This is a genomic window from Xanthobacter sp. SG618, from assembly GCF_012932745.1.
In the GTDB taxonomy this organism is placed as follows: Bacteria; Pseudomonadota; Alphaproteobacteria; order Rhizobiales; family Xanthobacteraceae; genus Xanthobacter; species Xanthobacter flavus.
Genome location: NZ_JABBHL010000003.1, coordinates 424524 through 446420 on the forward strand (window position 1 = coordinate 424524; position 21897 = coordinate 446420).

Sequence of the window (21897 nt, forward strand, 5' to 3'; positions counted from 1 at the left end):
GGCCAGAGGGGCAAGGCCGGAATGCCGCGAACGGAACGACCTCGCCTTAAGATGACCTCTCAGCAGGATCACCTCTCAGCGACTATGACGTCGCCAGCGGCCGAGATGCCGATTGACCTCAGGTCACGCGGGAATTTTCGCCATCACCGTCAAGCTGCCGGTCCGTCAGGGGATTTCCCGGCGGACGCGGTGGCGCTATGGTTCGGCCGCTCGCATCGGGCGAGCCCGTCCGAACCGCAATTCTGCTCATGACTGCTCGCGCCCTCCGCCCCAGATCTTCTGCACCACGCTCCGGCACGACCCGTCGCGTGGCGCGCCTGTCCGGTGCGCTGATGTTCGGCGCGGTCCTCGTCGCGGGGGCCTGCGGCCCGGCGCTGGCGCAGGCGAGTGGTAAAAGCAGTAATTCCGGCAGTAAGAGCGACAGCTTCTGCGCCAGCTACGGCCCCGGCTTCCAGCGGATGCCGGGCACGGATTCCTGTATGAAGACCGGCGCAGCCGTGCGCAGCGATGCCTATAGCGGCAGCGGTCCGAGCAACGCGCCGAACCAGTTCAACAACAATATCTCGTCCTCGCAGCCCTCGACCGCCGCGCCGGCGACGGACCCCTGGAAGTCCTCGCGCTGAAGGCTCACCCGCCGCGCTGACCGCGCGCCACCGCCCGCGCCACCATGCCCGAGACATAGGCATCCGAGCGGCGGAAGCCGGAGATGTCGGGCGTGGCGATGTTCACCGTCACCGGCCCGCGCCCCGCCCCGTCCGAGGTGCGCACGCCGAGCCGCCCGTCCGCCCCGCGCGCCAGCGGCAGGATGGCTTCCGCCCCCTTCTCCCCCATCAGGCCGAGGGAGGCGCCGAGGGGAAAATAGGTCGGCGCCGCCACCACTCCGCCGCGCGCGAAGGGCTTCACCTGCCCCTCCCCGATCACCCCGCCCTTGGCGAAGCCGAGGCCGCCGCCGACGCCGGAGAGAAGCGAGGTGAGCGAGCTCTCCAGCGGCTTCAGAGCCGCCGTGAGGGCGAGGTTGGCAAGCCGCGTCGCCAGTTGCTCCAGCACCGTGCCGAGATCCTTGCCCTGCACGGCAAGGCCAGTGAAGGCGGAAGCGAGGGCGGAGGAAAAGCCGCGCGCGGAGACTTCCGCCGCGCCCAGCGCCACCATGGCGCTGCGTGTGTCCACCTGGAGGGCGATATCGACGGTCTCGGTCACGGCATCATCCTCTCGTGCCATCGGGAAACCGCGCCATCAGCGCGGCAAGGCCGGCGCGGTCGATGGCCTCCGGCGCGGCGGGCAGAAGCGCGGAGAGCGCGGCCGCGAGTTCGCGCGGCGTCATCCGCCAGAAGGCGTCGGGAGAGAGCCGCAGCAGGCCGAAGCCGGCACCCATGGCGAGCGCCCAGGGAAAGGCGCGCGCCGGGGGCGTCGCGCTTAGGCCGGCTGCGGCGACGGAGGGGATTGGTCCGTCTCCGCGCTGCCGAAGGTGGCGGCGAGGAGTTCGGCGACGATGCGCGCGAACCCCGCCGCGCCGCCATCCGCCCGCATCCGCTCCACCTCCTCCACGGAGACGTTCGCCCCCGCGCCGTTGAGCCCGGCGGCGATGATGCGCGCCGCATCCCGCGCGGAGAGGCGGCCCCGGCCGAAGCGCTCGGCGAGCGCCATCAGATCGTCGGCGCCGAACGCCGCCTCCAGCTCCGCGAGCGCGCCGAGGGTGAGGACGAGCACGCGCGGCGCGCCGTCGAGCACCGCCGAAATCTCGCCGCGCCGGCGGTTGGGCATGCCGCCGCCCATCACAGCGCCGCGAAGGCGATTTCGCCCGCGCTCTCCAAGGTGAGGTCGAAGGTGATCTCGCGGTCATGCTCGGCCGCGATCTCCAGCGCCGTCACCTGGAACGGGCCGGTGAGCGTGCCGAAATCCGGGATCAGCAACTGGCAGCTCGCCAGCGCGCCGGAGAAGAAGAGCTGGCGGACGAGGGCGTCGGACGCCGCATCCTTGAACACGCCGGAGCCGGAGACGGAGGCGCGCTTCACGCCCGCCCCGTCCAGCAGCTCGCGCCAGCGGCCGGCGCTCTCGGAATGGGTCACGTCCACGCTCTGCGCGTTGAAGGCGAGGGTGCGCGTGCGCAGTCCCGCCACGGTGATGAAGGAGGTGCCGTCATGCACCTTCAGCAGCAGGTCCTTGCCCTTCTGCGCGGCCATTTTCGTCTCCGGTCAAACGGGCTCGGTGACGGCGCGGAACCGCACCAGAGCATGGAAGGTGCGCCCGTCGCTCTCGCGGCGGACCTCGGCGGTGGTGGCGCGCAGATTGGCGAGCCGGTGGCCCTCAAGCGCGAGCGCCGCATCGTGCAGCACCGCCTGCAAGCGCGCGGCGATGGCGAAGGCCTCCGCCCGTCCGCCGGAGCGGGAGAAGACGTGCAGCGTCAGCGCCTGCTCGGTGCCCGCCTCGGTGGCGGTGGACCAGTCCGCCACCACCGCCTCGCCGAGGGTGACGAAGGGAAAATCCGCATCGCCTGGCGGCACGTCATGGATGCGCGGCGCACCGAGGAGCGCCACCAGCGCCGCGTCAGTGACGAGCGCCGCATGGATGGCCGCGCGCAGCGCCAGCGCGGGGCTGTCGAGGGGCACGCTCATGAGCGCCTCCGTCGCGCGAAGAGCAGGCGGATGCGGTCGAGCACCGGATCGCCGGGCCGGTCGAAGGCGCCGCGCACGCGGTCCAGGAAGACGCCGCCGGAGACCTCGACCATGGGTCGCGCGGGTGTCCCAGCCACGCTGGCGACGGCGCCCGCCTCGGCCCCGATCTCCCCCGCGAGGTCGGCGGCGGCGCGGGCGGCGGCCGCCGCTTCCGCATCGGAGAAATGGCCGGTGGCGATACGGCGGGCGAGGCCATCGAGGCCACGGGTGCGGACACTGAATTCCGTCCTCATGCCTGTTCCTCGCTGCAGCGGATGCGATGGAGGCGGCCCCGCCCGTCCGCATCGATGATGGACTCTACCGCCAGCACGCGGCCGGCATGGATCAGCCGGTCGCCGGCGGCGATGGTGTTGGGCGCGCGCACGGTCACGCGCAGCACGCGCGCGGCGCGGGGCCGATCCTCGCCGAGGCCGTAGGCGGTGGAGACCTCCTCCACCGCACCCCACAGCACGTCCACCGAGATGAAGCTGCGCGCGATACCGCCGGCGCCATCGGGCACCTCCAGCGGCGTCTGGTGGGTGAGGCGATGGCGCAGGGCGCCAATGCCGCTCACAGCCGCACCACACGATAGGGCGCAATGAGCGCGCGGGCGGCGGCGGGCAGCGCGGTGGCCTCCCCCGGCCCGTCGCGATGCTCATAGAGATGGGCGAGCATGAGCCGTACCGCCTGCACGAGATCCGCCGGCACATGGCCCGCATCCTCGCCGTAGCCGGCGAGAAGCGTGATGACGATGCCGCCGTGGGAGACGAGCGGCGCCGAGACGCGCGCCGGCTCCACCCGGATCAGCGCCGGTGCCCGGTCCCCCACCAGCGTGAGCGTGCCTTCCGGCAGCGCCACCGGCGTGCCGTCCGCCGCCGCGACGGTGGCTTCGAGGATGGTGCGCACCGGGGCGACGGGCGCCGGGATCACGCCGCGCAGCGGCCAGCGATCCAGCGAGAAGCGCCAGGTCTGGTCCATCAGGATGCGCCCCGTCTCCGCCTCCACATGGCGGCGGGCGGCAGCGATCAGGGCATCGAGAAGGGCGTCCTCGGCGTCACCATCGACGCGCAGAAAGGCCTTCGCCTCGGCGCGCGTCAGCGGCTCGGCAGCGGGGCCGGAAAGAAGCTCGGCCATGGGGGGGCTCCGGGTGGGGGCTGGGTAGAAGAAGCCCCCTCTCCCCTTGCGGGAGAGGGTTGGGGTGAGGGGTGTGGCGCCGCGTGAACACGCTTCGGGACGTGCGGAGCAGCCCCCCTCACCCCCGGCCCCTCTCCCGCAAGGGGAGAGGGGAGACCCGGCATGCAGATAAAGTCTGGGGCGTCTCGCGCCGCCGTCATGGCCGGGCTTGTCCCGGCCATCCACGTGGCTCGGCCGGGCACAACTTTCGAAGGTCGCTCCCTCGGCCCGACGTGGATACCCGGGACAAGCCCGGGCATGACAACGGATGGGCTTGAGCGGGTTCTACGCGGACCGTCCCGGCTTTAGCAGCCGCGCTCCCTCTCCCCTTGCGGGTGAGGGAGGACCGGCGCACAGGACGGCGAATGCCCTCGGCCCACTCCTGCGACCGCCCCCGCACCGTCATCGCCCGGCTTGTCCGGGCGATCCACGGTTGGGCCGGGACGCATTGTTGGACGGCGCTCCAGCGGAGGGGTGGATCGCCCGGACAAGCCGGGCGATGACGGGGTGTTTGGTTTTCCGCCCCTCTCCCACAAAGGGTGAGGAGCGCGCAGAGCCGCCCGCCATTGACGCTTCCGGCCATGGGCGGCAGAAACGGGGGATGAAGCCTTTCCGCCTCCTCGCCACCGCGAAGTCTCTGGTGCTCGCGCTTGCGCTCCTCTCCGCCGGCCCGGCCCATGCCATTGTCGGCGGCGCGCCGGCGGCCGCGGATGTGGCAGCGCAGACGGTGCTCATCGTCTCCACCCGCGGCGCGTCCTGCACCGGCACGGTGCTGGCCCGCGACCTGGTGCTGACGGCGGCGCACTGCGTGGGACCGGCCGGCGACTATGCGGTGGCCATTGTCGGCGATGGCCAGCCCAAGCTGGTGCCGGCGGCGCGCGTGATGGTGCATCCGCGCTTCGACGCCGACCAGTTCCAGACCCGCCGTCCCACGCCGGACCTCGCTTTGGTGAAGCTCGCCGAGCCGCTGCCCGCACGGTTCCGCGTCGCCCGCCTCAGCACGGCCTCGGGGCTGCCGGAGAAGGGCGCCACCTTCCTGCTGGCCGGCTACGGCGTCACCGCCGACGGCGCGATGAAGAGCGCGGGCACGCTGCGCAGCGTCGCCCTGCCCTCCATAGGCACCACCGGGGGCATCATGGTGCGGCTCTCCGCGCCGGAGGGCGCGGCCGGGGCCTGCACCGGGGATTCCGGCGGGCCGGCCTTCCTCGATGGCGCGGTGGCCGGCGTGGTCGGCTGGGCGACGGCGCCGGGCGGCACGCGCGGCTGCGGCGGCGTCACCGGCGTCACCCTGGTGTCGCTGCATCGCGACTGGATCACCAGCACCGCCAAGGCCGTGGGGAGCCCCCTCCCCGCTGCCGGGCTCTGACATGCGCACGGCCGCGCTGCACATGGCTTGGCGCGGCCTCCTGATGCTTCTCGCGCTCGCGGCGCCCGCCCTCGCGCAATCGCCGGGCGGCGAGACCGTCGATCACGCCATCTGCCGCCTCATCGATACGGCGGCGGGGAAGGAGGGGCTGCCCGCCTCCTTCCTCACCCGCCTCATCTGGCAGGAAAGCTCGTTCCGGCCGGATGTGGTGAGCCGCGCCGGGGCGCAGGGCATCGCGCAATTCATGCCGGGCACGGCGAAGGAGCGCGGGCTGGTCGATCCGTTCGATCCGGAGGCGGCCATCCCGGCGTCCGCCGCCTTGATCGCCGATCTCAACCGGCGGTTCGGAAACCTCGGCCTCGCGGCGGCGGCCTACAATGCCGGCCCGGGGCGGGTGAACGGCTTCCTTTCCGGCGGCGGCCTGCCCAATGAGACGCGCGCTTATGTGCGCATCATCACCGGTCGCACGGCGGAGGATTGGGCCGGGCTGAAGAAGCAGGGCACGGCCGCCTTCGGCCCGGCGGATTTCCCGGCCGAGCCCTGCCTCGCCACTGTCGCGAGCCTGCGCAAGGGCGCGCCGGCCCCCGCCGCCGGCCAGCCGGCGAATACTCTGTTCGCGCCCTGGGGCGTGCAGATCTCCGGCAATTATTCGCGCGACATCGCCCTCGCCTCCTTCCGGCGCGAGGCGGCGCGGGCGCCGCAGGTTTTCGCGGACCTCACACCGGTCATCATCTCCACGCGGGTGGGCGGGCGCGGTCCGCGCACCTTCTATCGCGTGCGCCTGCCAGCCCAGTCCAAGGCCGAGGGCATGAAGATGTGCGATCGCCTCCGCAAGGCCGGGGGCGCCTGCCTGGTGCTGCCCAACTGAGGGCGAAGAACAGCAGGATCGGTCGAGCGCGTGCCGCCGCGGCGCGGTTCACTGGCGGGGCCATCAGGGAAGGAGCCAATGACCAACGCCGCACGCGAGCGCTACCGGGCAAGGATGCAGCGGGTGCTGGACCACATCGACCGGCATCTCGATGAGGATCTCGGCCTTGAGGCGCTCAGCGCCGTCGCGGCCTTCTCGCAGGCGCACTTTCACCGGCAGTTCACGGCGACGTTCGGCGTCACCGTGCACCGCTATGTCCAGCTCGCCCGCCTGAGACGCGCGTCGTATCAGCTGGCCTTCCGGGCCGGGGCCAGCGTGACCGAGGTCGCCCTCGATGCGGGCTACGATGCGCCCGACGCCTTCGCCCGCGCCTTCCGGCAGCGGTTCGACCAGTCGCCTTCGGCATTCCGGACGTCGCCCGAGTGGCAACCCTGGCGCGCGGCCTGCGCGCCGCTGACCAATGCGAGGACCATGCGCATGACCACCTGGACCACCGGCGATATCGAGATCCGCGACTTTCCGGCAACCCCGGTCGCCGTCATGAGCCACCGGGGCGATCCCGCCGCCGTCTACGAGACGGTCCGGCGCTTCATCGAATGGCGGCGTGCGGCGGGGCTCGGGCGCAGCGTCGCCGCGACCTTCACGGTGTTCCACAGCGACCCGCGCACGACGCCCCCGGAAGACTTCCGCCTCGACCTGTGCGCCGCCACCCATCGCCCGATTCAGGACAATGCGCAGGGTGTCGCCGCCGGCCTCATCCCCGCCGGCCGCTGCGCGGTCCTGCGCGTCATCGGCCACAGCGAGGATCTCGAACCCGCGGCGCTGTTCCTCTATCGCGACTGGCTGCCGGACAGCGGCGAGGAGGCGGGGGACTTCCCGCTGTTCTGCCAAAGGCTGAGCTTCTTCCCGGACGTGCCGGAGCACGAGACCGTCACCGACCTGTTCCTGCCGCTCAGGTCGCACCCCGTCGGCTGAAGCGCGCGGCTGCCTGTGGGCCGTCACGGCCGGGCTTGTTCCCGGCCGTGACGGCAGCTCCCGGGCGTTCGCCTCAGCTCGCGGCGAACTTCAGGAGCTTGGCGGCCTCGAAGTTCTGCACGCCGCTGCCCACGCGCTTGGTGGTGTAGAACAGCACGTAGGGCTTGGCGGAATAGGGATCGCGCAGCACCCGCACCCCGGCGCGGTCCACCACCAGATAGAAACGGCGGAAATCGCCGAAGGCGATGGCGAAGGCATCGGCCGCCATGTCCGGCATGGCCTCGCTCTCGGCCACCGGGAAGCCGAGGAGGCTCGCCGGCTGGCCCACCCCGGCGGGCGGGGCCCAGAGATAGTTGCCGTTCTCGTCCTTCAGCTTGCGCACGGCGCCTTGGGTCTTGCGGTTCAGGACGAAGGTGGCGTTCTGGCGATAGCCGCCCTTCAGCGCATAGACGAGATCGATGAGCGGATCGGCCGGCGTCGCCGAGGGGAAGGCGCCGGCGGTGCCGGTGGCCACATAGCCCACCTTGTCCCAGGCCCAGGCGCTGTCGGCCACCTTGGTATAAGCGAGGAAGCCCTTGGGCTTGGCGACGCCATCGCCGGTGACGAAGGCGGTGCCCTCCTGCTCGGCGAAGGCGGCGTCCACCTCCTGCGCCAGCCACTCCTCGATGTTCACCTGCGCATCGTCCAGCAGCGCCTGGGTCGCCGCCGGCATGGCGTAGAGCTCCATGGCGGGGAAGGCCAGCTCGGCCAGCACCGGGCTGTCGGTCTGCGGGCGCGCGGCGGTCTCGGCCGCCCAGCCGGAGGCGGGGCCCGACGTCATGAACGGCTTGCGATAGGTGCCGGCGCCGATCACCCGCACCGTGGCGAGGGCGCGGATGGGCGAGAGCGCGGAGAGGCGCCGGCCGATCTCCTGCTCGGCCTCGTAGGGCACGAGATAACCACCATCCGCACCCGAGCCGGCGGACAGCGCCTTCGCCTCCAGCGCCTTCAGGCCGCCGGCCTCGCCGTGGCGGGCATAGGTGTCGAAGGCCGCGCCGTGCTGGGAGGCATCGGCCGTGCGCTCGGGCGCGGCGCCCAGCGCCGGGCGGCGGGCCTTGGTGGCGAGGGCATCGAGCCGCGCCTGGTGGGCGTCCAGCGCCGCATCGATGCGGGCGAGCTGCTCGGTGGTGAGCACGTCGGCACCGCGGCGCTCCATCTGCGCGAGGCGCGCGTCGTTGGTCTCCTTGTAAGCCTCGAAGGCGGAGAGGAAATCGGCGACGGCGATGCGCTGCTCGGCACCGGCCACCTTGGTTTCGGGAGCACCCGGGTGGATGCTTCGTGTTTCGGGCAAGCCCTGGTGGGCGCCAATGTTCAGCGACATGGGAAAGACCTTCTGTTGAGAGGCATCAGGCGCCGGCAGTGGCGCGCAGGCGGGCGGCGGCCGCCGTGAGCAGGGCGGCCGGCGAAGGGGCCGGGCGCCGGACGCGGGCGTCCGGCTGCATGGGGAAGGTGACGATGGACACCTCCCACAGGTCGATGCGGGCGATGCGGCGCAGGCGGGTGCGCGGATCGGTGCGCGCCGACACCGCCTTGAAGCCGATGGAGAGGCCATCGAGCGCGCCGTCGCGGATCAGCGCCGCCACCTCCCGCGCGCGGGCGACGAAGGGCGAGAGCCGGCCCCGCGCATAGAGGCCGCGTCCGTCCTCGATCAGGTCGGTCCACACGCCGATGGGCTCGGCGGGATCATGCTGGTAGAGCATGCGCACGCCGCCCGCGCCCTGGCGGGCGAGGCTCGCCGCGAAGGCGCCGCGCTCCACCAGGTCGCGGCCGAGGTCCGGCACCTCGAACAGGCAGGCATAGCCCTCGATCGCGTAGCCATCGGCCGGAAGATCAGAGGCCGCCATGGCTCACGCACCCCCGCCGGGCGCGGCGGGCTTCTTGCGGCGGCGGCTCTTTTCCAGCCGCTCCAGCGTGGCCACGAACTCGCGAAAGACGGTGCCGGCCGGGGCGGCGGGCGCAGGCGGCCGGGCCTTGATTTTGGTGGGCGTGTTTGCAGGGCCGCCGGTGAGCGCGCGGATGCGCGGCGCGGACGCCTTCTGGAACGGCGATCGCATGGGTGTCTCCGAGGACGTGTTGAGAGGTCAGGAGAGGTCGTCGAAACGCGCGTTGAAGCGGGCGAGCTCGCGCACCAGCTCATCCATCCGCGCATTGGCGCGGGCGAGCTCATTGAGCGTCCGCCACAGGCCGGCAGTGGCCGCCAGCGCCCACAGGAGCAGCGCCAGATGCGCGAGATCGCCCCGCTCGGCGAAGGTGCGGATGAGGGTATCCATGGGGGGACTCGCATGGCCGGAAAGTCGAAGAGTGGATGTCGGTGGCGGCGCTCTCCCCTCTCCCCTCGCGGGAGAGGGGCCGGGGGTGAGGGGGGAAGCCGCGCCGGCCCACCTGATGCGGGGACAAAAGGCGAAAAAGCCCCCTCACCCCAACCCTCTCCCGCGAGGGGAGAGGGAGGCCTATCCGGCGAGGACGGCGCGGAGCGAAAGCGTGCGCGAACCTCGCGCCCCGGACGCATGGAGCGTCAGCGGAATGCGAGCCGGGGCCCAGCGCAAAAGACCGCCGAAGGCGCTGCTTGAACGCTCTCTCCCCTTGCGAGAGAGGGTTGGGGTGAGGGGTGTGTCGCCGTTTGCCCGAAGGTTGGGATTACGACGCCAGCCCCCTCACCCCCGGCCCTCTCCCGCGAGGGGAGAGAGGAGAACGGCACGCTCGCGCCCGGATCAGCGGGGAGCGGGGCGATAAAAGCGGTGCGCAGAATTTCGAGCGGCACCCTACCCCTGATACCCCACCGCCGCCCGCTTCTCCGCGTCGCTCAAAAAGTCCGCCGCCCCCACCCGCGCCCACAGCTCCGAGCGTTCGGCGGCGAGGGCTTCGATCTGGTCGAGGTCGGGCACCAGCGTCAGGCCGCCGCCGAAGGCCGGGGCGAGCCACAAAGCGAGGGCGTCGCACACGCGGCGCACCAGCGGCACCACGCTCTGGCGCCACAGGGCGCGGTTGGCTTCGGCGTAGTTGGCATAGGTGTTGTCGCCGGGAATGCCGAGCAGCATGGGCGGCACGCCCACGGCCAGCGCGATTTCCCGCGCGGCGGAATTGCGGGCGGCCTCGAAGTCCATGTCCTTGGGCGAGAGGGAGAGCGGGCGCCAGTCCAGCCCGCCTTCCAGCAGCAGCGGGCGGCCGGCATTCACCGCGCCCTGGAAGGAGGCTTCCAGCTCGCCCTTCAGCCGCTCGAACTGCTCCTCGGTGAGCGCGCCCGTGCCGCCATAGACGAGGGCGCCGGAGGGCCGGGCGGCGTTGTCGATGAGCGCCTTGTTCCAGGCGCTCGCCGCATTGTGGAGATCGAGCGCCTGCGCCGCGGCCTCCAGCGGGGCGAAGCCGTAATGGTCGTCCAGCGGGTTGAAGGCGGAGAGGTGCAGGATGGGCGGCACGTCGGCGCCGGGCACCAACGTGTCCTGCGCGATGCGCACGGTCTGCGCGCCCAGCGTGTAGTCGAACGCCTCGGGCCAGCCGTCCGGCCCCGGCACCACGCGCACCCGGTCCGGCCGCAGCAGATGCAGCTCGCGCACGGCGCCCTCGAGGGCCACCGCCTCCACATAGGCGTTGCCGGCCACCAGCAGGTGGCAGCCGATGGCCTCGAACAGCGCCGCGCGGGTGAGGCGCGGGTTGGGCCGGGCGAGGAGATCGAGGAAGGGGTGGGTGTCGTGCTCGCGCCCATTCACCGTGAGCACCAGCGGCACGGTGGCCGCCGCTTCGCCGATGAGCCGCACGGCGCGATAGGCGATGGCGTTGCGGGCATAGCCCTCGCGGGCCAGCGAGGCATAGTCGCGGGGCGTCCAGCGCGGCCGGCCGGCGGAGAGCAGAGCGATGAGGCGCCCGGTGCGGCTCGCCTTGGCCTCCTCGGGCGCGCGGCGGAAGGGGGCGAGGAGGCTTGCCAGCATGAGGGGGCTCCGAAATGAAAACGGCCGCCCCCCAAGGCCGCTCATCCGCGCAGACCGGGGCTTCTGCGGGACGTGCGGATCAGGGAGCGGCCGGAGGGTGCGAACCGGCGAACCGGCTGCAGGCCACAGGATGGCCGGCGGGGCGGCCGGCGTCAGACGATGCGCGAAACGGCGACCGGCATCAGCCGGCGCAGCGAACAGGTGGTCAGTCGGCGCGATGGGGCAACAGGGCGTCAGCCGGCGCGACGGGGCAAAAGGGCGTCAGCCCGCTCGGCGCGGATAATCGTGATGGCGCGGCGGCAGACGGTGATAGAGGCTCGCCACCGCCACCAGGCAGATGGCGCCGGCAATGACGATGCCGGACAATTCGAACGGATCGATGGGCGAGGCCGCCATCAGCACCGGCACGGCGCCGGCGGGCGGATGCGAAACGCGCAGCAGCAGCATGGCGAGGATGGCGAGACCCACCCCCAAAGCCGCCGCCCACCAGGCACCGGGAAACAGCAAGGCGAAGACGATGCCCACCGTGACCGACAGGGCATAGCCGCCGATGACATTGGCCGGCTGCGCTAGCGGCGAGGAGGGATGGCCGAACAGCAGCACCGCGCTCGCGCCGAACGGCGCGATGAGCAGCGGAAGGCTGGTGAAGGCCGCGGCGCCACCGACAAGGCCCATGCCGAGCATGCCGCCCGCGCCGGACTTCAGCCCGACCTGGACGGAGCCGCAATGGGGCTCATGCCGTGCGAAAAATGCTTTCCAATGATGTCTCATGGCTCCAGACGGGGCAGAGAGGGCCAAGGGAAGGCAAATGTCTGCACACAACACTGTCATGCAGCCTCATTTGTAGGCACATGATGGACGTATTCTGGATGCCACGCAAGCGTCGTCACCGGAAAGGCGCCAACAAACCGGTTCGCGCTGGGGCAGCACAGGCGTAGAATGAATGCGGGCCGTGGGTTGGGAGCAGATCGGGAGGGCGTTATGCTCTATGCCCTGGTCCTCATCGTCACGACCACCACGGTCCAGCCCGCGGCGACATCCGCCATGGGCTATGCGGGCGGCCCCTATGCCGGCGCCCGGTTCGTCACCACCGAGACCTCGCAGCAGATCGTCGGCTATTTCCGCAGCGAACGCGGCTGCCTCGGCGCCAGCCTGAAACGCAACGAGCGATGGCCGGACTTCGCGCCCGGACAAAGCGTCACCGGCCTGTGCGTGCAGGTGGAGATTCCCGTCGGCGGCATCGTGGCCGGCAGCTGAGGCCTAAAGCCCCCGCACCCGCGGCGCGCCGGCCCTCGGGCCGAGCGCCAGCGCCGTCACGGCCCACACCAGCGCGTCGAGCCGGTCGGGCGAGCGGCCGGAGGAGAGGCCATCCGTGCCGAAGTCGCACATCTCGTCCTCCAGCTCCGGGAAGGCGCCGGCGTGGCGGACGCGGGCCTGTTCGTAGAGGGCGGCCACCGGCTCGGCGCGCAGGAATTTGCCGCGCGTGGCGCGCACCTGCTCCACCGGCACGGCGGGGTCCACCTCGGCGATGACGGCACGCACCATCTCGCCGCCCTGGTTCACCTCGGCGACGATGCGATCGGCGGAAAAGCGGTGGAACAGCGCCACCGCCTTCGCCGCCCATTGCGCCGGGCGCAGGCCCTGCGCGGTGGCGTCGGCCAGCACATGCACCACCCCCGCCCCATCGACGCCCGCCGCCACGAGGCCGCAGGAATCGGCGCCGGCGCGGGAGGAGGCGGGCGGGTCCACCGCCACCACGATGCGGGCGAGCGGCGGGGCCTCGGCCTCGCGCAGCGCCTCCAATTGGGGGCGGGAGAACAGCGCGTCCGGCCGGTCCTCGATGATCTCGCCGTCCAGCTCCTGCCGCCCGAGGCGGGTGCCGCCATAGCGGGACATCACCTGCCCGAGGAAGGTGGGGGCGAGGTGGAAGGCATTGTCCGCCGTCTTCGCCCGGCTCACCGCCGTGGCGGGATCGGCGAGGAGGCGGCGCAGCAGCGCGGTGGGGCGCGGCGTAGTGGTCACCATCTGGCGGGGCTGGGCGCCGAGGCGCAGCGCGAATTGCAGCATGTCGAAGGTGGCCTCGCCGCGCTTCCATTTCGCCAGCTCGTCCAGCCAGGCGGCGGCGAATTGCGGGCCGCGCAGGCTCTCGGGATCCTCAGCCGAAAAGCCCTGCGCCACCGCGCCATTGGGCCAGACGAGGCGGCGGCGCGTCGACTCCCAGCGCGGACGCTCGCCGCGCGGATGAACGGCGAGGACGCCGGAGACGCCCTCCACCATCACCTCGCGCACATCGGCCATGGTCTCGGCGATGAGCGCGATGGGGCTCACGGGAGCCGCCGCGAAGGGCGCGGTGCCGGAGGCGAGGCCGCGCACCCATTCGGCGCCGGCCCGCGTCTTGCCGGCCCCGCGCCCGCCCAGCACCAGCCAGGTGGACCACGGCCCGCCGCCCTGCGCTTCCAGGGGCGGAAGCTGGTCCGGCCGCGCCCACAGGGCCCAGTCGGCGAGGAGGCGGCCGGCGTCTTCCTCGGGCAGGCTCTCAAGAAACGCCCGGGCCGTCCCCTCCTTCGCGCAGGCGATCAAGGCGGCGCGCAAGCTCGCGGCGGAAGGTGTCGAGGTCTCGGACGGTGCCATCTTGGTCCTTCGCCTTGCGCCGTTTCTTCGCCTCGGCCTCGAGCGCGGTGAGTTCGCGCAAAGTGCGCGCCAGCACGGCCAGCGCCCGGGCATCCTTCTCGGGTTCGGGGCGCGGCGCCTCACTGGGGTCGGCGGCGCGGGCGAGGCGGTCCTCGATCTCGTTGATCTGCCGCTCCGCCGCCCGCCACAGCCGCTTGAGCAGGCCGCGCCGGTCCGGCTTGCCGGAGGGGGTGCGGGACGGCTTTTCCGTGCGCGCCTTCGCCGGCTGCCCGCCCGCGGGATGGGCGGTGCGGCGCGGCACGGGATTGAAGAGGAAGGTGCCGTCCGGCCCCATCTCGCGGTCGATCCAGTAATAGACGCCGGCGCTGGAGAGGCCGGTCTGCCGGCGGATCTCCGCCATGCTGGCCCCCTCCAGATAAAGCCGCCGCGCCAACGCCCCCCGCGCCGGACGCGCGGATGGCACGGCGCTGCCGTGAGGCTGCTCCATGGCTGGACCCCCGAGATGAGGAGGAAATGAGCGGTGCGCCTGTTCGGCAGGACGTCCGCCCCCCACCGCCGTCATGCCCGGCCTCGTGCCGGGCATCCACGTCGATCCGATGGGGAAGATGGCCGAGAACTGGCGCCCGGCCCCACCACGTGGATGGCCGGGACAAGCCCGGCCATGACGGCCTGTCTGGGGCCATGCCGCCGGCCTCGGCCGTCAGGCACACGTCTCGAACATGGGGAAAAGATACCCAGGCAGCGCACCGCTGTCAAGGACTAAAATCCCAAAATCTTTCCCTCACCCCAGCATCACACGGTCCCGCCCCGCCAGCTTTGCCAGATAGAGCGCGCGGTCGGCGCGGCCGTAGGCTTCGGAGAAGGTGTCGCCGGGGGGTGTGAAGGTGAGCCCGGCCGAGAAGGTGTAGGTGAAGTCCGGCAGAGCCGGCAGCGGACGGGAGGCGCGCACGCGGGCGAGGAGGTCGCAGACGCGGCGCTCGGCGTCCGAGAGGTCGGTCTGCGGCAGCACAAGCATGAATTCCTCGCCCCCCACCCGGCCGAAGCAGTCGGCGCGGCCGATGGCGGCGACCATCAGGGCGCAATAGGCGCGCAGCAGATCGTCGCCGGTCTGGTGGCCGAAGCGGTCGTTCACATGCTTGAAATTGTCGAGATCGATGACGCAGAGCGCGCCGCCGGGGCCGTGCGGCGCCATCATCTCGTTGGCGCGATGGATGGCGAAGCGGCGGTTGGCGACGCCGGTCAGTTCGTCGGTATGGGCGGCGCGGAGCGCATGGTCGCGGGCCTGCCGGATGTCGCGCGTATCGACGCGGAAGGAGGTGACCTCCACCCCCACGGTGAGCATCCAGCCGTCCGCGTCCATGGTCTCGTTCACCAGCAGCCAGCGGCCGTCCTTGAGATCGGTCTCGAAGCTGCGGAAGCGCATCTTGCCGCGACGCGACTTGGCGGAGGCGAGCCAGGTCTCGAAATCGTCGGCCTTGATGATGATGCCGGTCCCCGCCGCATGGCTGCGCCGGACCAGTTCCTCCCAGGTGGGGAGATCGCCCTCCGGAATCCCGAAGGTGGCCCGCAGGGCCGGGTTGGCGTAACGCAGCCGGTCGGTGGGGTCGTAAAGGGCGACGAGCAGCGGCGTCGCCTCGTAGAGGGCGCGCATGCGGGTCAAGAGGTCGGGCACGCCGTCTTCGGCGCCCGCATTTCCGAAGTCACGGATGTCGAACATGGCCGGGCGGAGCATACTGCAAGAGCAGGCGCGACGGGCAGTGGTTTTGTAGCACCTGCTGCCTGCTTTCCTGCCGCCTGCTTTCGGGTGAAACGGAAGCTTGAGCGCGCCGGGTCCCCGGCTGCCTTAGAGCCCCTGCCCTAGCCCCGTGCGGCCATGACGGCGGGCGGCGCCTCGCCGTCCACCTGGATGCGGTTGCGGCCGCCCATCTTGGCCATGTAGAGCGCGCGGTCGGCGCGGCCATAGAGATCGGTGAAGGTGGTGCCCGGCCCGCCCGTGGCGATGCCGGCGGAGAAGGTGTAGGCGAAATCCGGCCATTGCGGCAGCGGCCGCGACTGGCGCACCAGCGAGAGCATCCGCTCCACGATGAGCACCGCCTCCGCCGCCGAGGTCTGCGGCAGCACCAGCACGAACTCCTCGCCGCCGATGCGGCCGAAGCAATCCTTGCGGCGGATGAGGCCGTTGATGCGGGCGGCGAAGTCGCGCAGCACCGCATCGCCCGCGAGGTGGCCGACCAGATCGTTGATATATTTGAAATTATCGAGGTCCAGCACGCACAGCGCCCCGCCCAGCGCGCCCGGCGCGAGCATGTCGTCCACCCGCGCGGTGATGAAGCGGCGGTTGGCGATGCCGGTGAGGTCGTCGGTCTGCGCCTCCTTGATGGCGCGGTCGCGGGCCTGCCGTACATCCCGCCCGTCCGCCTTGAGGGTGGTGATGTCGCTGGCGATGCAGAGCATCCAGCCGGAGGCGGAGACGCTCTCGGTCATCAGCAGCCAGCGGCCGTCATAAAGGTCGGTCTCGAAGGAGCGGTAGGGCACCTTGCCGCGACGCGAGGAGGTGGAGACCAGCCAGGCGTCGAAGTCGGGCGCGGCAATGATGGTGCCCCGCCGCTCGGCATGGTTGCGGCGCATGATCTCCGCCCAGGTGACCTCCTCCCCCGGCGCCAGGAAGAAGGCGGCCCGGAACGCGGCGTTGGCATAGCGCAGGCGATCGAAGGAATCGTACGCCGCCACCAGCACTTGCGTGGCGTCGTAGAGGGCAGCGAGCTGGTCGGGGACAAGGATCATACTGCAAGCATTATACCTGATGCTTGGCCGTTTGGGGGCGCAACGATCCCGGTTGCGCTGCGTGCTGCTGTCTCAGCCAAAGGGCGGGGGCGGCGGCGCCATGGAAAGCGGCTTCGCGCTGCGGTATGGAGAGGGGTGGCGCGCTGGCGCGTCGCTCTGGAGGGTCCGCGATCCCATGTTTCCGCCCGGCTTTCCGTCCGGCCTGCCATTTCTGGTGCCGCTGATGCTGGCCGCCTGCCTGATGGTGCCGGCCCACGCGCTCGAGGCCCAATGGCCAGACACCGCTTCCGCCCGCCAGCAGGCGCAGGAGCTGGTGGAGGCGCTGAACGCCGACCTCCTCTCCCATCCCAGCGCCACCGCCACCCTGGAGCGCTGGTGCGCCACCCGCGGCATCTCCGATCCGTCCAAGGTGGTGGCCGAGCGGGTCTACGAGCGGGAGGGCGCCGCCCCCCCGGAGGTGCGCGCGCTGCTCGGCGCCGGACCCGACACGCCGGTGCGGCACCGCCGGGTGCGGCTGGTGTGCGGACCCACGGTTTTGTCGGAGGCGGATAACTTTTATCTGCCGGAAAAACTGACACCGGACATGAACCAGGTGCTGGACACCACCGATACCCCGTTCGGCAAGGTGGTGAGACCCCTCGATTTCCGGCGCAAAACCCTCGATTCCACAGTGCTGTGGATGCCGGCTGACGAGACCGGCTTCAAGCCCGCCCCCGGCGCCGCGCTGCCCCTGCCGGCCTTCGTGCTGAGCCACCGGGCGGTGCTGACCCTGCCCGACGGCACCCCCTTCAGCGCCCTGATCGAGCGCTACACTGCGGGCATCCTCGGCCCCCCGCCATCGCGCTGAAGCGCCTCGCCGGGGGCCTTTCCCCCTCCCGCGCGGGGAGGAGGAAAGTTCCGTCCTTTCAGATACTTGTCAGTCCGTCTGCGCCTCGGCGACGGCCACGGCGGTCATGTTGACCACGCCGCGGGTCGTCACCGACGGGCCGAGGATGTGGGCCGGCTTCGCGGTGCCCATCAGGATGGGTCCGACCGGCAGGGCATCGCCCAGCACCTTGATCATGTTGAAGGCGATGTCGGCCGCGTCGAGGTCCGGCATCACCAGCACATTGGCCACCCCGGTCAGCCCGGAATGGGGGAAGGACTTCTTGCGGATATCTTCCACAAGTGCTGCATCCGCCTGCATTTCTCCGTCGACCTGAAGGTCCGGGTCGCGCTCGCGGATGATGGAGAGGGCCGAGCGGACGCGCTTGGCCGAGAGCGTCTCGTGGCTGCCGAAATTGGAGTGCGAGAGCAGCGCCACCCGCGGCTCCAGACCGAAGCGGCGGACGTGGGCAGCGGCCAGCACCGTCATCTCGGCGAGGTCCGCGGCGGTAGGCTCGGTCTGGATCTGCGTGTCGCAGATGAAGAAATTGCCCTTGGAGGTGATGAGCAGCGAAAGCGCCGCCAGTTCCTTGACGCCGGGGGCGAGGCCGATGATATCGCGCACCTGCCGGAGGTGGCGCACGAAGCGACCCTCGATGCCGCAGAGCATCGCATCCGCCTCGCCGCGATGGACGGCCAGCGCCGCGATCACGGTGGGATGGGTGCGGACCAGCGTGCGGGCGGCATCCGGCGTCACGCCGCGGCGGCCGGCCACCTCGACATAATCGCGCACGTAGTCGCGGTAGCGCGGATCGTCCTCGGGGTTGATGAGGTCGAAGTCGCGGCCGGGCTGGATGGAGAGGCCGAAGCGCTTCAGGCGGGTATCCACCACGCTCGGGCGGGCGACGATGATGGGCCGGGCGATGCCTTCCTCGACCACCGCCTGGACGGCGCGCAGGACGCGCTCGTCCTCACCCTCGGCATAGATCACGCGCTTGATGGACTGCTTCGCCTTGGCGAACAGCGGACGCATGATGAAGCCGGAGCGGAACACGAAGGTGTCCAGCCGGTCGATATAGGCGTCCATGTCGGCGATGGGACGCGTCGCAACGCCGGTGTCCATGGCCGCCTTCGCCACCGCCGGCGCGATGCGCAGGATGAGGCGCGGATCGAACGGCGAGGGAATGAGCGAATCGGAGCCGAAAGTGCGGCTTTCACCGCCATAGGCGCGGGCCACCACGTCCGACGGAGTCTCGCGGGCGAGCGCGGCGAGGGCTTCCACCGCCGCCATCTTCATCTCGGCATTGATGTCGGTGGCGCCGACATCCAGCGCGCCGCGGAAGATGTAGGGGAAGCACAGGACGTTGTTGACCTGGTTCGGGAAATCCGACCGGCCGGTGCAGATCATGGCATCCGGGCGCGCCTCGCGGGCGGCCTCGGGCATGATCTCGGGCATGGGATTGGCGAGGGCGAGGATGAGCGGCTTGTCCGCCATCTTCTTCACCATCTCCGGCTTCAGCACGCCGCCGGCGGAGAGGCCGAGGAAGATGTGCGCGCCTTCGATCACCTCGTCGAGGCTGCGCTTGTCGGTCTTCTGGGCATAGATCTCCTTGTAGGGATCCATGAGGGTGTTGCGGCCGTCATAGACCACGCCCTCGATGTCGGTGACCCAGATGTTCTCCTTCTTCGCGCCGAGCGTGACGAGGAGGCCGAGGCAGGCGAGCGCGGCGGCGCCGGCGCCCGAGGTGACGATCTTCAGATCCTCGATCTTGCGATTGCCGATCTCAAGCGCGTTGCGCACGGCGGCCGCGACGATGATGGCGGTGCCGTGCTGGTCGTCGTGGAAGACCGGGATCTTCATGCGCTGGCGCAGCTGGGCTTCCACCTCGAAGCACTCGGGCGCCTTGATGTCCTCGAGGTTGATGCCGCCGAAGGTGGGCTCGAGCGCGCTCACCACGTCCACCATGCGCTCGACGGTCAGGGCATCGATCTCGATGTCGAACACGTCGATGCCGGCGAATTTCTTGAACAGGACGGCCTTGCCCTCCATCACCGGCTTGCCGGCGAGCGGGCCGATATTGCCGAGGCCGAGCACGGCAGTGCCGTTGGAGACGACGCCCACGAGATTCGAACGGATTGTCAGCTCGGCGGCCTGCAGGGGATCGGCGGCAATGGCCTCGCACGCGGCGGCGACGCCGGGCGAATAGGCGAGCGCCAAATCCCGCTGATTCCCGAGGGGCTTGGTGGCCTGGATCTCAAGCTTTCCTGGCCGCGGCGTGCGATGGTAATAAAGTGCGCCCGAACGCAGATCATCGGAAATGTTGGACGCCATGCCCCTCCCCCTTCGTGAATAACGAACGTCGCGGAAAATCGGGCGGCAACCTAACTGCCACGCATGCTTATGTCACGGTGGACCGCACAAATTAGGTTATGTTGCGCACGCATGACGGGTCTGACGGGCGCAGGTGCCGCGATCTTGGGCGGGTCTGATGACTGCCCGCGACGTGAGCGCCCGGAATCCGGCCGTTTGGCCGCGCGGCAGGCGGTTTAATGCGGGCATTGGCCCGAAAGGAATGGACATGACCGAGGGGAAGGCGGGGCGCGGAATCGGGACGAAGGTCGCCGTTGCGATCGGTATCGTCGCCGTGCTGGGGGCGGGCGGCTGGTTCGGCTTCGCCGCCTGGTCGCGGGCCAAGGTGCGGGCGGAAGTGGACCAGGCGTTTGCCGGCATCCGCGCGGCTGGCAGCAAGGCCTCCTTCACGGATGCCGGCTTCGACCCCACTGACCGCGCCGTGACGGTCTCGGGCATCGCCATCGCCTCGGCCGACGGCACCGCCGCCGTGAAGATCGCCCGCCTCGTGGCGCGGGGCAGCGAGAAGCCCATTGACCGGCGCGTGACGCTGGAGGCTCTCGACCTCGACGGCGTGGAAGTGACGCTCACCGGCGACGCCGCACAGGGCGGCATGGTCAGCTACAGCCTGCCGCAGGTGATGATCGACCGCTACAACGGTCCCATGACCCTGATCGCCGCCGGTGAAGGCGGCGGCGCCTATGGCGCCCTGCGCGTCGCCCTGCGCCAGCTGGCGGCGACCACCGCCGCCAAGGTGACGATCCCCGAAGCGCGGGTGCGCATGGCGCCGGCCGGCGCGCCGCCCATGGAGGCCACCTACACCAATCTCGCCGCCGAAGGCATCAATGCCGGCGCGATCCGCAGCCTCATCATCGACCGCTCGACCGCCGCCTATGTGCTGCCCGGCGCGGCGCCCGCCGACGGCCAGGGCACCCCGGCGAAGTTCAACCTGCGCATCGAGGGGCTGGTCGCCGCGCAGATCGACACCGCGCCGCTGCTGCTGATGACCCAGCCGGGCGGCCCCGTCGGCAAGGCCGCCGACACCTATGGGCGCATCTACGGCAAGGTGGTCACCGGCCCCTACGTGATCTCCCAGGAAGGCGGCGCCACCCAAGGCGGCGCCTCCATGCTGATGGAGAATTTCGCCATCCGCCCCTCGGCCTTCGATGCCGGGCGGCTGGCGAAGTTCCAGGCGCTGGTGACGAAGCCGCCGGCCAATCCGTCCGTCGAGGACAGCCGCCGCGCCGCCGAGCTGCTGCGCGACACCATCGGCGGTCTCTCCTTCTCCACCATCGCGGTCACGGAGGCCTACACCACGGACAAGGGTGAGACCGGGCATGTGGGCCTGATCCGCATGGACGGCCTCGCCAACGGCGTGCTCGACGGGTTCGTGCTGGAGCGGGCGGACGGCAAGACGACCGAAGGCGGCACCGGCAAGATCGGCCGCCTCGCCGTGCGCCAGCTCGATTTCAACCAGCTGGCCGCGCTCGCCGCCGAGGCACAGAGCCCCTCTCGCACCACAGCGCTGGTGCTGTTCCGGGTGATTTCGGGGCTCGACATCAAGAATCTGGAGGTCCCCTATGGCGAGGGGGACGCCAAGGACGAGCCGGTGAAGATCGGCAATCTCTCGCTGTCCTGGGGCGGGTCGCTGGGCGTGCTGCCGTCCTATGTGGACTTCGCGCTGACCGATGTCTCCGGGCCGATCCGGCCGGAGGATGGCGAGCCCTTCACCTATCTCATCAACGCTGGCATGAAGCGGGCCACGGTCTCCCTCGGCGCCAAGGCTTTCTATGACGTCAACGAGAGCAGCCTGACGCTGGCCCCCATCACCACCGAGGTGAAGGACGCCTTCCGCGTCACCATCGAGACCAAGCTGTCCGACGTGCCGCAGTCGGCCTTCTCCGACGCTGGCAGCTTCGTCAACGAGCTGCCGGCCATCGGTGCCGGCCCCGTGACGGTGACGTTGACGGACCTCGGGCTCGCCAAGCTCATGTACGCCCAGTTCGCCAAGGCGGCCGGGATGAGCGAGGCGGACTACCGCGAGCAGGTCCTCTCCCTCGCGGAGGCCTTCGCCGCCGAGATGGAGGAAGGCATGCCCGAGATGGCGCCGGTGGGTGCCGCCATGGTGTCGTTCCTGCGCAATCCGGGGACGCTGAAGGTGACGGCGAAGCCCAAGGGCTTCGTGCCCCTGATCGCCCTCGCCTCCTCGGGCGACCCGACAGTGCTGCTGGAGACCTTCACCTTCGAGGCGACCGCCACGGCGCCCTGAG

The 21897-nt window shown here is 70.9% G+C and carries 26 protein-coding genes; 7 read left to right on the forward strand and 19 right to left on the reverse strand.

All coding sequences use genetic code 11. The features are described from left to right. Positions 1 to 308: 308 nt before the first annotated feature. Positions 309 to 623, forward strand: coding sequence for a porin (locus tag FHT36_RS11325; protein ID WP_169122599.1), 315 nt, complete (start codon positions 309 to 311; stop codon positions 621 to 623). A 4-nt stretch (positions 624 to 627) separates the two neighbouring features. Here the strand turns inward: FHT36_RS11325 and FHT36_RS11330 are convergent, their stop codons facing one another. The 8 genes from FHT36_RS11330 to FHT36_RS11360 are packed head-to-tail and all read right to left on the reverse strand — an operon-like array spanning position 628 to position 3785. Beyond that, complete coding sequence (locus tag FHT36_RS11330; RefSeq protein WP_348644431.1) at positions 628 to 1197, reverse strand: phage tail tape measure protein; 570 nt, start codon at positions 1195 to 1197, stop codon at positions 628 to 630. Between the two features lie 4 nt (positions 1198 to 1201). Beyond that, complete coding sequence (locus FHT36_RS24430) at positions 1202 to 1372, reverse strand: rcc01693 family protein (protein WP_246702163.1); 171 nt, start codon at positions 1370 to 1372, stop codon at positions 1202 to 1204. A gap of 41 nt (positions 1373 to 1413) precedes the next feature. Continuing rightward, positions 1414 to 1761 carry a gene transfer agent family protein gene (locus FHT36_RS24435; RefSeq protein ID WP_246702164.1) on the reverse strand — a complete coding sequence of 116 codons (348 nt, stop codon included), beginning with the start codon at positions 1759 to 1761 and terminating at the stop codon, positions 1414 to 1416. A gap of 11 nt (positions 1762 to 1772) precedes the next feature. Continuing rightward, entirely contained in the window at positions 1773 to 2180 is a 408-nt protein-coding gene (locus tag FHT36_RS11340; protein ID WP_024277874.1) for a phage major tail protein, TP901-1 family, read from the reverse strand. A 12-nt stretch (positions 2181 to 2192) separates the two neighbouring features. Beyond that, entirely contained in the window at positions 2193 to 2612 is a 420-nt protein-coding gene (locus FHT36_RS11345; RefSeq protein WP_169122602.1) for a DUF3168 domain-containing protein, read from the reverse strand. Beyond that, entirely contained in the window at positions 2609 to 2905 is a 297-nt protein-coding gene (locus tag FHT36_RS11350; RefSeq protein WP_169122603.1) for a hypothetical protein, read from the reverse strand. Before FHT36_RS11350 ends, FHT36_RS11345 begins: the two co-directional genes overlap by 4 nt. Next, positions 2902 to 3225, reverse strand: a complete 324-nt coding sequence (locus tag FHT36_RS11355; RefSeq protein ID WP_169122604.1) for a head-tail adaptor protein — start codon at positions 3223 to 3225, stop codon at positions 2902 to 2904. Before FHT36_RS11355 ends, FHT36_RS11350 begins: the two co-directional genes overlap by 4 nt. Beyond that, positions 3222 to 3785 carry a head-tail connector protein gene (locus FHT36_RS11360; protein ID WP_169122605.1) on the reverse strand — a complete coding sequence of 188 codons (564 nt, stop codon included), beginning with the start codon at positions 3783 to 3785 and terminating at the stop codon, positions 3222 to 3224. The genes FHT36_RS11355 and FHT36_RS11360 overlap by 4 nt, the downstream gene beginning before the upstream one ends. A 640-nt stretch (positions 3786 to 4425) precedes the next feature. On the opposite strand from FHT36_RS11360, the gene FHT36_RS11365 reads away from it, so the two are divergent. The 3 genes from FHT36_RS11365 to FHT36_RS11375 all read left to right on the forward strand — a co-directional run bounded on the left by FHT36_RS11365 (position 4426) and on the right by FHT36_RS11375 (position 7033). Next, on the forward strand, positions 4426 to 5190 hold the full coding sequence (locus FHT36_RS11365) for a trypsin-like serine protease (protein ID WP_169122606.1): 765 nt from the start codon (positions 4426 to 4428) through the stop codon (positions 5188 to 5190). Position 5191: 1 nt separating this feature from the next. Continuing rightward, positions 5192 to 6058 (forward strand): lytic transglycosylase domain-containing protein, encoded by an 867-nt coding sequence (locus FHT36_RS11370; RefSeq protein WP_246702165.1) that lies wholly within the window; start codon positions 5192 to 5194, stop codon positions 6056 to 6058. 78 nt (positions 6059 to 6136) lie between these two features. Next, positions 6137 to 7033: a GyrI-like domain-containing protein gene (locus FHT36_RS11375; protein ID WP_169122607.1), complete on the forward strand. Its 897-nt coding sequence runs from the start codon at positions 6137 to 6139 to the stop codon at positions 7031 to 7033. Positions 7034 to 7106: 73 nt separating this feature from the next. Here FHT36_RS11375 and FHT36_RS11380 read toward each other — a convergent pair whose 3' ends face one another. From FHT36_RS11380 to FHT36_RS11405, 6 genes are all read right to left on the reverse strand, one after another. Then, positions 7107 to 8393, reverse strand: coding sequence for a phage major capsid protein (locus FHT36_RS11380; protein WP_169122608.1), 1287 nt, complete (start codon positions 8391 to 8393; stop codon positions 7107 to 7109). A 25-nt stretch (positions 8394 to 8418) separates the two neighbouring features. Next, positions 8419 to 8916 (reverse strand): HK97 family phage prohead protease, encoded by a 498-nt coding sequence (locus FHT36_RS11385; protein ID WP_024277865.1) that lies wholly within the window; start codon positions 8914 to 8916, stop codon positions 8419 to 8421. Positions 8917 to 8919: 3 nt separating this feature from the next. Further along, entirely contained in the window at positions 8920 to 9126 is a 207-nt protein-coding gene (locus FHT36_RS11390) for a hypothetical protein (protein ID WP_169122609.1), read from the reverse strand. A 27-nt stretch (positions 9127 to 9153) separates the two neighbouring features. Beyond that, positions 9154 to 9342 carry a hypothetical protein gene (locus FHT36_RS11395; RefSeq protein WP_169122610.1) on the reverse strand — a complete coding sequence of 63 codons (189 nt, stop codon included), beginning with the start codon at positions 9340 to 9342 and terminating at the stop codon, positions 9154 to 9156. Positions 9343 to 9834: 492 nt separating this feature from the next. Next, entirely contained in the window at positions 9835 to 10998 is a 1164-nt protein-coding gene (locus FHT36_RS11400; RefSeq protein ID WP_169122611.1) for a phage portal protein, read from the reverse strand. Between the two features lie 261 nt (positions 10999 to 11259). After that, on the reverse strand, positions 11260 to 11769 hold the full coding sequence (locus FHT36_RS11405) for an HPP family protein (RefSeq protein WP_169122612.1): 510 nt from the start codon (positions 11767 to 11769) through the stop codon (positions 11260 to 11262). Between the two features lie 210 nt (positions 11770 to 11979). On the opposite strand from FHT36_RS11405, the gene FHT36_RS11410 reads away from it, so the two are divergent. Next, the gene (locus FHT36_RS11410) at positions 11980 to 12255 is read left to right on the forward strand and encodes a hypothetical protein (protein WP_169122613.1); all 276 of its coding nucleotides are present in this window, start codon (positions 11980 to 11982) and stop codon (positions 12253 to 12255) included. Positions 12256 to 12258: 3 nt separating this feature from the next. On the opposite strand, the gene FHT36_RS11415 is transcribed toward FHT36_RS11410, so the two are convergent. The 4 genes from FHT36_RS11415 to FHT36_RS11430 form a co-directional block, all read right to left on the reverse strand. Continuing rightward, on the reverse strand, positions 12259 to 13629 hold the full coding sequence (locus tag FHT36_RS11415) for a DNA-packaging protein (protein WP_169122614.1): 1371 nt from the start codon (positions 13627 to 13629) through the stop codon (positions 12259 to 12261). Continuing rightward, complete coding sequence (locus FHT36_RS11420) at positions 13535 to 14029, reverse strand: hypothetical protein (protein ID WP_169122615.1); 495 nt, start codon at positions 14027 to 14029, stop codon at positions 13535 to 13537. The genes FHT36_RS11415 and FHT36_RS11420 overlap by 95 nt, the downstream gene beginning before the upstream one ends. 381 nt (positions 14030 to 14410) lie before the next feature. After that, on the reverse strand, positions 14411 to 15346 hold the full coding sequence (locus FHT36_RS11425) for a sensor domain-containing diguanylate cyclase (RefSeq protein ID WP_169122616.1): 936 nt from the start codon (positions 15344 to 15346) through the stop codon (positions 14411 to 14413). Between the two features lie 140 nt (positions 15347 to 15486). After that, positions 15487 to 16413 carry a GGDEF domain-containing protein gene (locus FHT36_RS11430; RefSeq protein WP_169122617.1) on the reverse strand — a complete coding sequence of 309 codons (927 nt, stop codon included), beginning with the start codon at positions 16411 to 16413 and terminating at the stop codon, positions 15487 to 15489. 175 nt (positions 16414 to 16588) lie between these two features. Here FHT36_RS11430 and FHT36_RS11435 point away from each other — a divergent pair, with 175 nt between their 5' ends. Further along, positions 16589 to 17260 carry a hypothetical protein gene (locus FHT36_RS11435; RefSeq protein WP_237355939.1) on the forward strand — a complete coding sequence of 224 codons (672 nt, stop codon included), beginning with the start codon at positions 16589 to 16591 and terminating at the stop codon, positions 17258 to 17260. Between the two features lie 69 nt (positions 17261 to 17329). Here FHT36_RS11435 and FHT36_RS11440 read toward each other — a convergent pair whose 3' ends face one another. Then, positions 17330 to 19609, reverse strand: a complete 2280-nt coding sequence (locus FHT36_RS11440; protein ID WP_169122618.1) for an NADP-dependent malic enzyme — start codon at positions 19607 to 19609, stop codon at positions 17330 to 17332. A 247-nt stretch (positions 19610 to 19856) separates the two neighbouring features. Here FHT36_RS11440 and FHT36_RS11445 point away from each other — a divergent pair, with 247 nt between their 5' ends. Beyond that, a complete protein-coding gene (locus tag FHT36_RS11445; protein WP_169122619.1) occupies positions 19857 to 21896 on the forward strand; it encodes a hypothetical protein in 2040 nt (679 codons plus the stop codon). Position 21897: the final 1 nt, after the last annotated feature.

Excerpts from the sequence above, each read along its gene's own strand:
- FHT36_RS11375 (WP_169122607.1), top strand. The coding sequence starts at position 6,137 with ATGACCAACGCCGCACGCGAGCGCTACCGGGCAAGGATGCAGCGGGTG.
- FHT36_RS11415 (WP_169122614.1), bottom strand. The coding sequence starts at position 13,629 with ATGGCACCGTCCGAGACCTCGACACCTTCCGCCGCGAGCTTGCGCGCC.
- FHT36_RS11440 (WP_169122618.1), bottom strand. The coding sequence starts at position 19,609 with ATGGCGTCCAACATTTCCGATGATCTGCGTTCGGGCGCACTTTATTAC.
- FHT36_RS11405 (WP_169122612.1), bottom strand. The coding sequence starts at position 11,769 with ATGAGACATCATTGGAAAGCATTTTTCGCACGGCATGAGCCCCATTGC.
- FHT36_RS24430 (WP_246702163.1), bottom strand. The coding sequence starts at position 1,372 with ATGGGTGCCGGCTTCGGCCTGCTGCGGCTCTCTCCCGACGCCTTCTGG.
- FHT36_RS11425 (WP_169122616.1), bottom strand. The coding sequence starts at position 15,346 with ATGTTCGACATCCGTGACTTCGGAAATGCGGGCGCCGAAGACGGCGTG.
- FHT36_RS11390 (WP_169122609.1), bottom strand. The coding sequence starts at position 9,126 with ATGCGATCGCCGTTCCAGAAGGCGTCCGCGCCGCGCATCCGCGCGCTC.
- FHT36_RS11365 (WP_169122606.1), top strand. The coding sequence starts at position 4,426 with ATGAAGCCTTTCCGCCTCCTCGCCACCGCGAAGTCTCTGGTGCTCGCG.
- FHT36_RS11445 (WP_169122619.1), top strand. The coding sequence starts at position 19,857 with ATGACCGAGGGGAAGGCGGGGCGCGGAATCGGGACGAAGGTCGCCGTT.
- FHT36_RS11360 (WP_169122605.1), bottom strand. The coding sequence starts at position 3,785 with ATGGCCGAGCTTCTTTCCGGCCCCGCTGCCGAGCCGCTGACGCGCGCC.
- FHT36_RS11340 (WP_024277874.1), bottom strand. The coding sequence starts at position 2,180 with ATGGCCGCGCAGAAGGGCAAGGACCTGCTGCTGAAGGTGCATGACGGC.
- FHT36_RS11395 (WP_169122610.1), bottom strand. The coding sequence starts at position 9,342 with ATGGATACCCTCATCCGCACCTTCGCCGAGCGGGGCGATCTCGCGCAT.
- FHT36_RS11345 (WP_169122602.1), bottom strand. The coding sequence starts at position 2,612 with ATGAGCGTGCCCCTCGACAGCCCCGCGCTGGCGCTGCGCGCGGCCATC.
- FHT36_RS11410 (WP_169122613.1), top strand. The coding sequence starts at position 11,980 with ATGCTCTATGCCCTGGTCCTCATCGTCACGACCACCACGGTCCAGCCC.
- FHT36_RS11400 (WP_169122611.1), bottom strand. The coding sequence starts at position 10,998 with ATGCTGGCAAGCCTCCTCGCCCCCTTCCGCCGCGCGCCCGAGGAGGCC.
- FHT36_RS11350 (WP_169122603.1), bottom strand. The coding sequence starts at position 2,905 with ATGAGGACGGAATTCAGTGTCCGCACCCGTGGCCTCGATGGCCTCGCC.
- FHT36_RS11420 (WP_169122615.1), bottom strand. The coding sequence starts at position 14,029 with ATGGCGGAGATCCGCCGGCAGACCGGCCTCTCCAGCGCCGGCGTCTAT.
- FHT36_RS11430 (WP_169122617.1), bottom strand. The coding sequence starts at position 16,413 with ATGATCCTTGTCCCCGACCAGCTCGCTGCCCTCTACGACGCCACGCAA.
- FHT36_RS11380 (WP_169122608.1), bottom strand. The coding sequence starts at position 8,393 with ATGTCGCTGAACATTGGCGCCCACCAGGGCTTGCCCGAAACACGAAGC.
- FHT36_RS11385 (WP_024277865.1), bottom strand. The coding sequence starts at position 8,916 with ATGGCGGCCTCTGATCTTCCGGCCGATGGCTACGCGATCGAGGGCTAT.
- FHT36_RS11435 (WP_237355939.1), top strand. The coding sequence starts at position 16,589 with ATGTTTCCGCCCGGCTTTCCGTCCGGCCTGCCATTTCTGGTGCCGCTG.
- FHT36_RS24435 (WP_246702164.1), bottom strand. The coding sequence starts at position 1,761 with ATGCCCAACCGCCGGCGCGGCGAGATTTCGGCGGTGCTCGACGGCGCG.
- FHT36_RS11370 (WP_246702165.1), top strand. The coding sequence starts at position 5,192 with ATGCGCACGGCCGCGCTGCACATGGCTTGGCGCGGCCTCCTGATGCTT.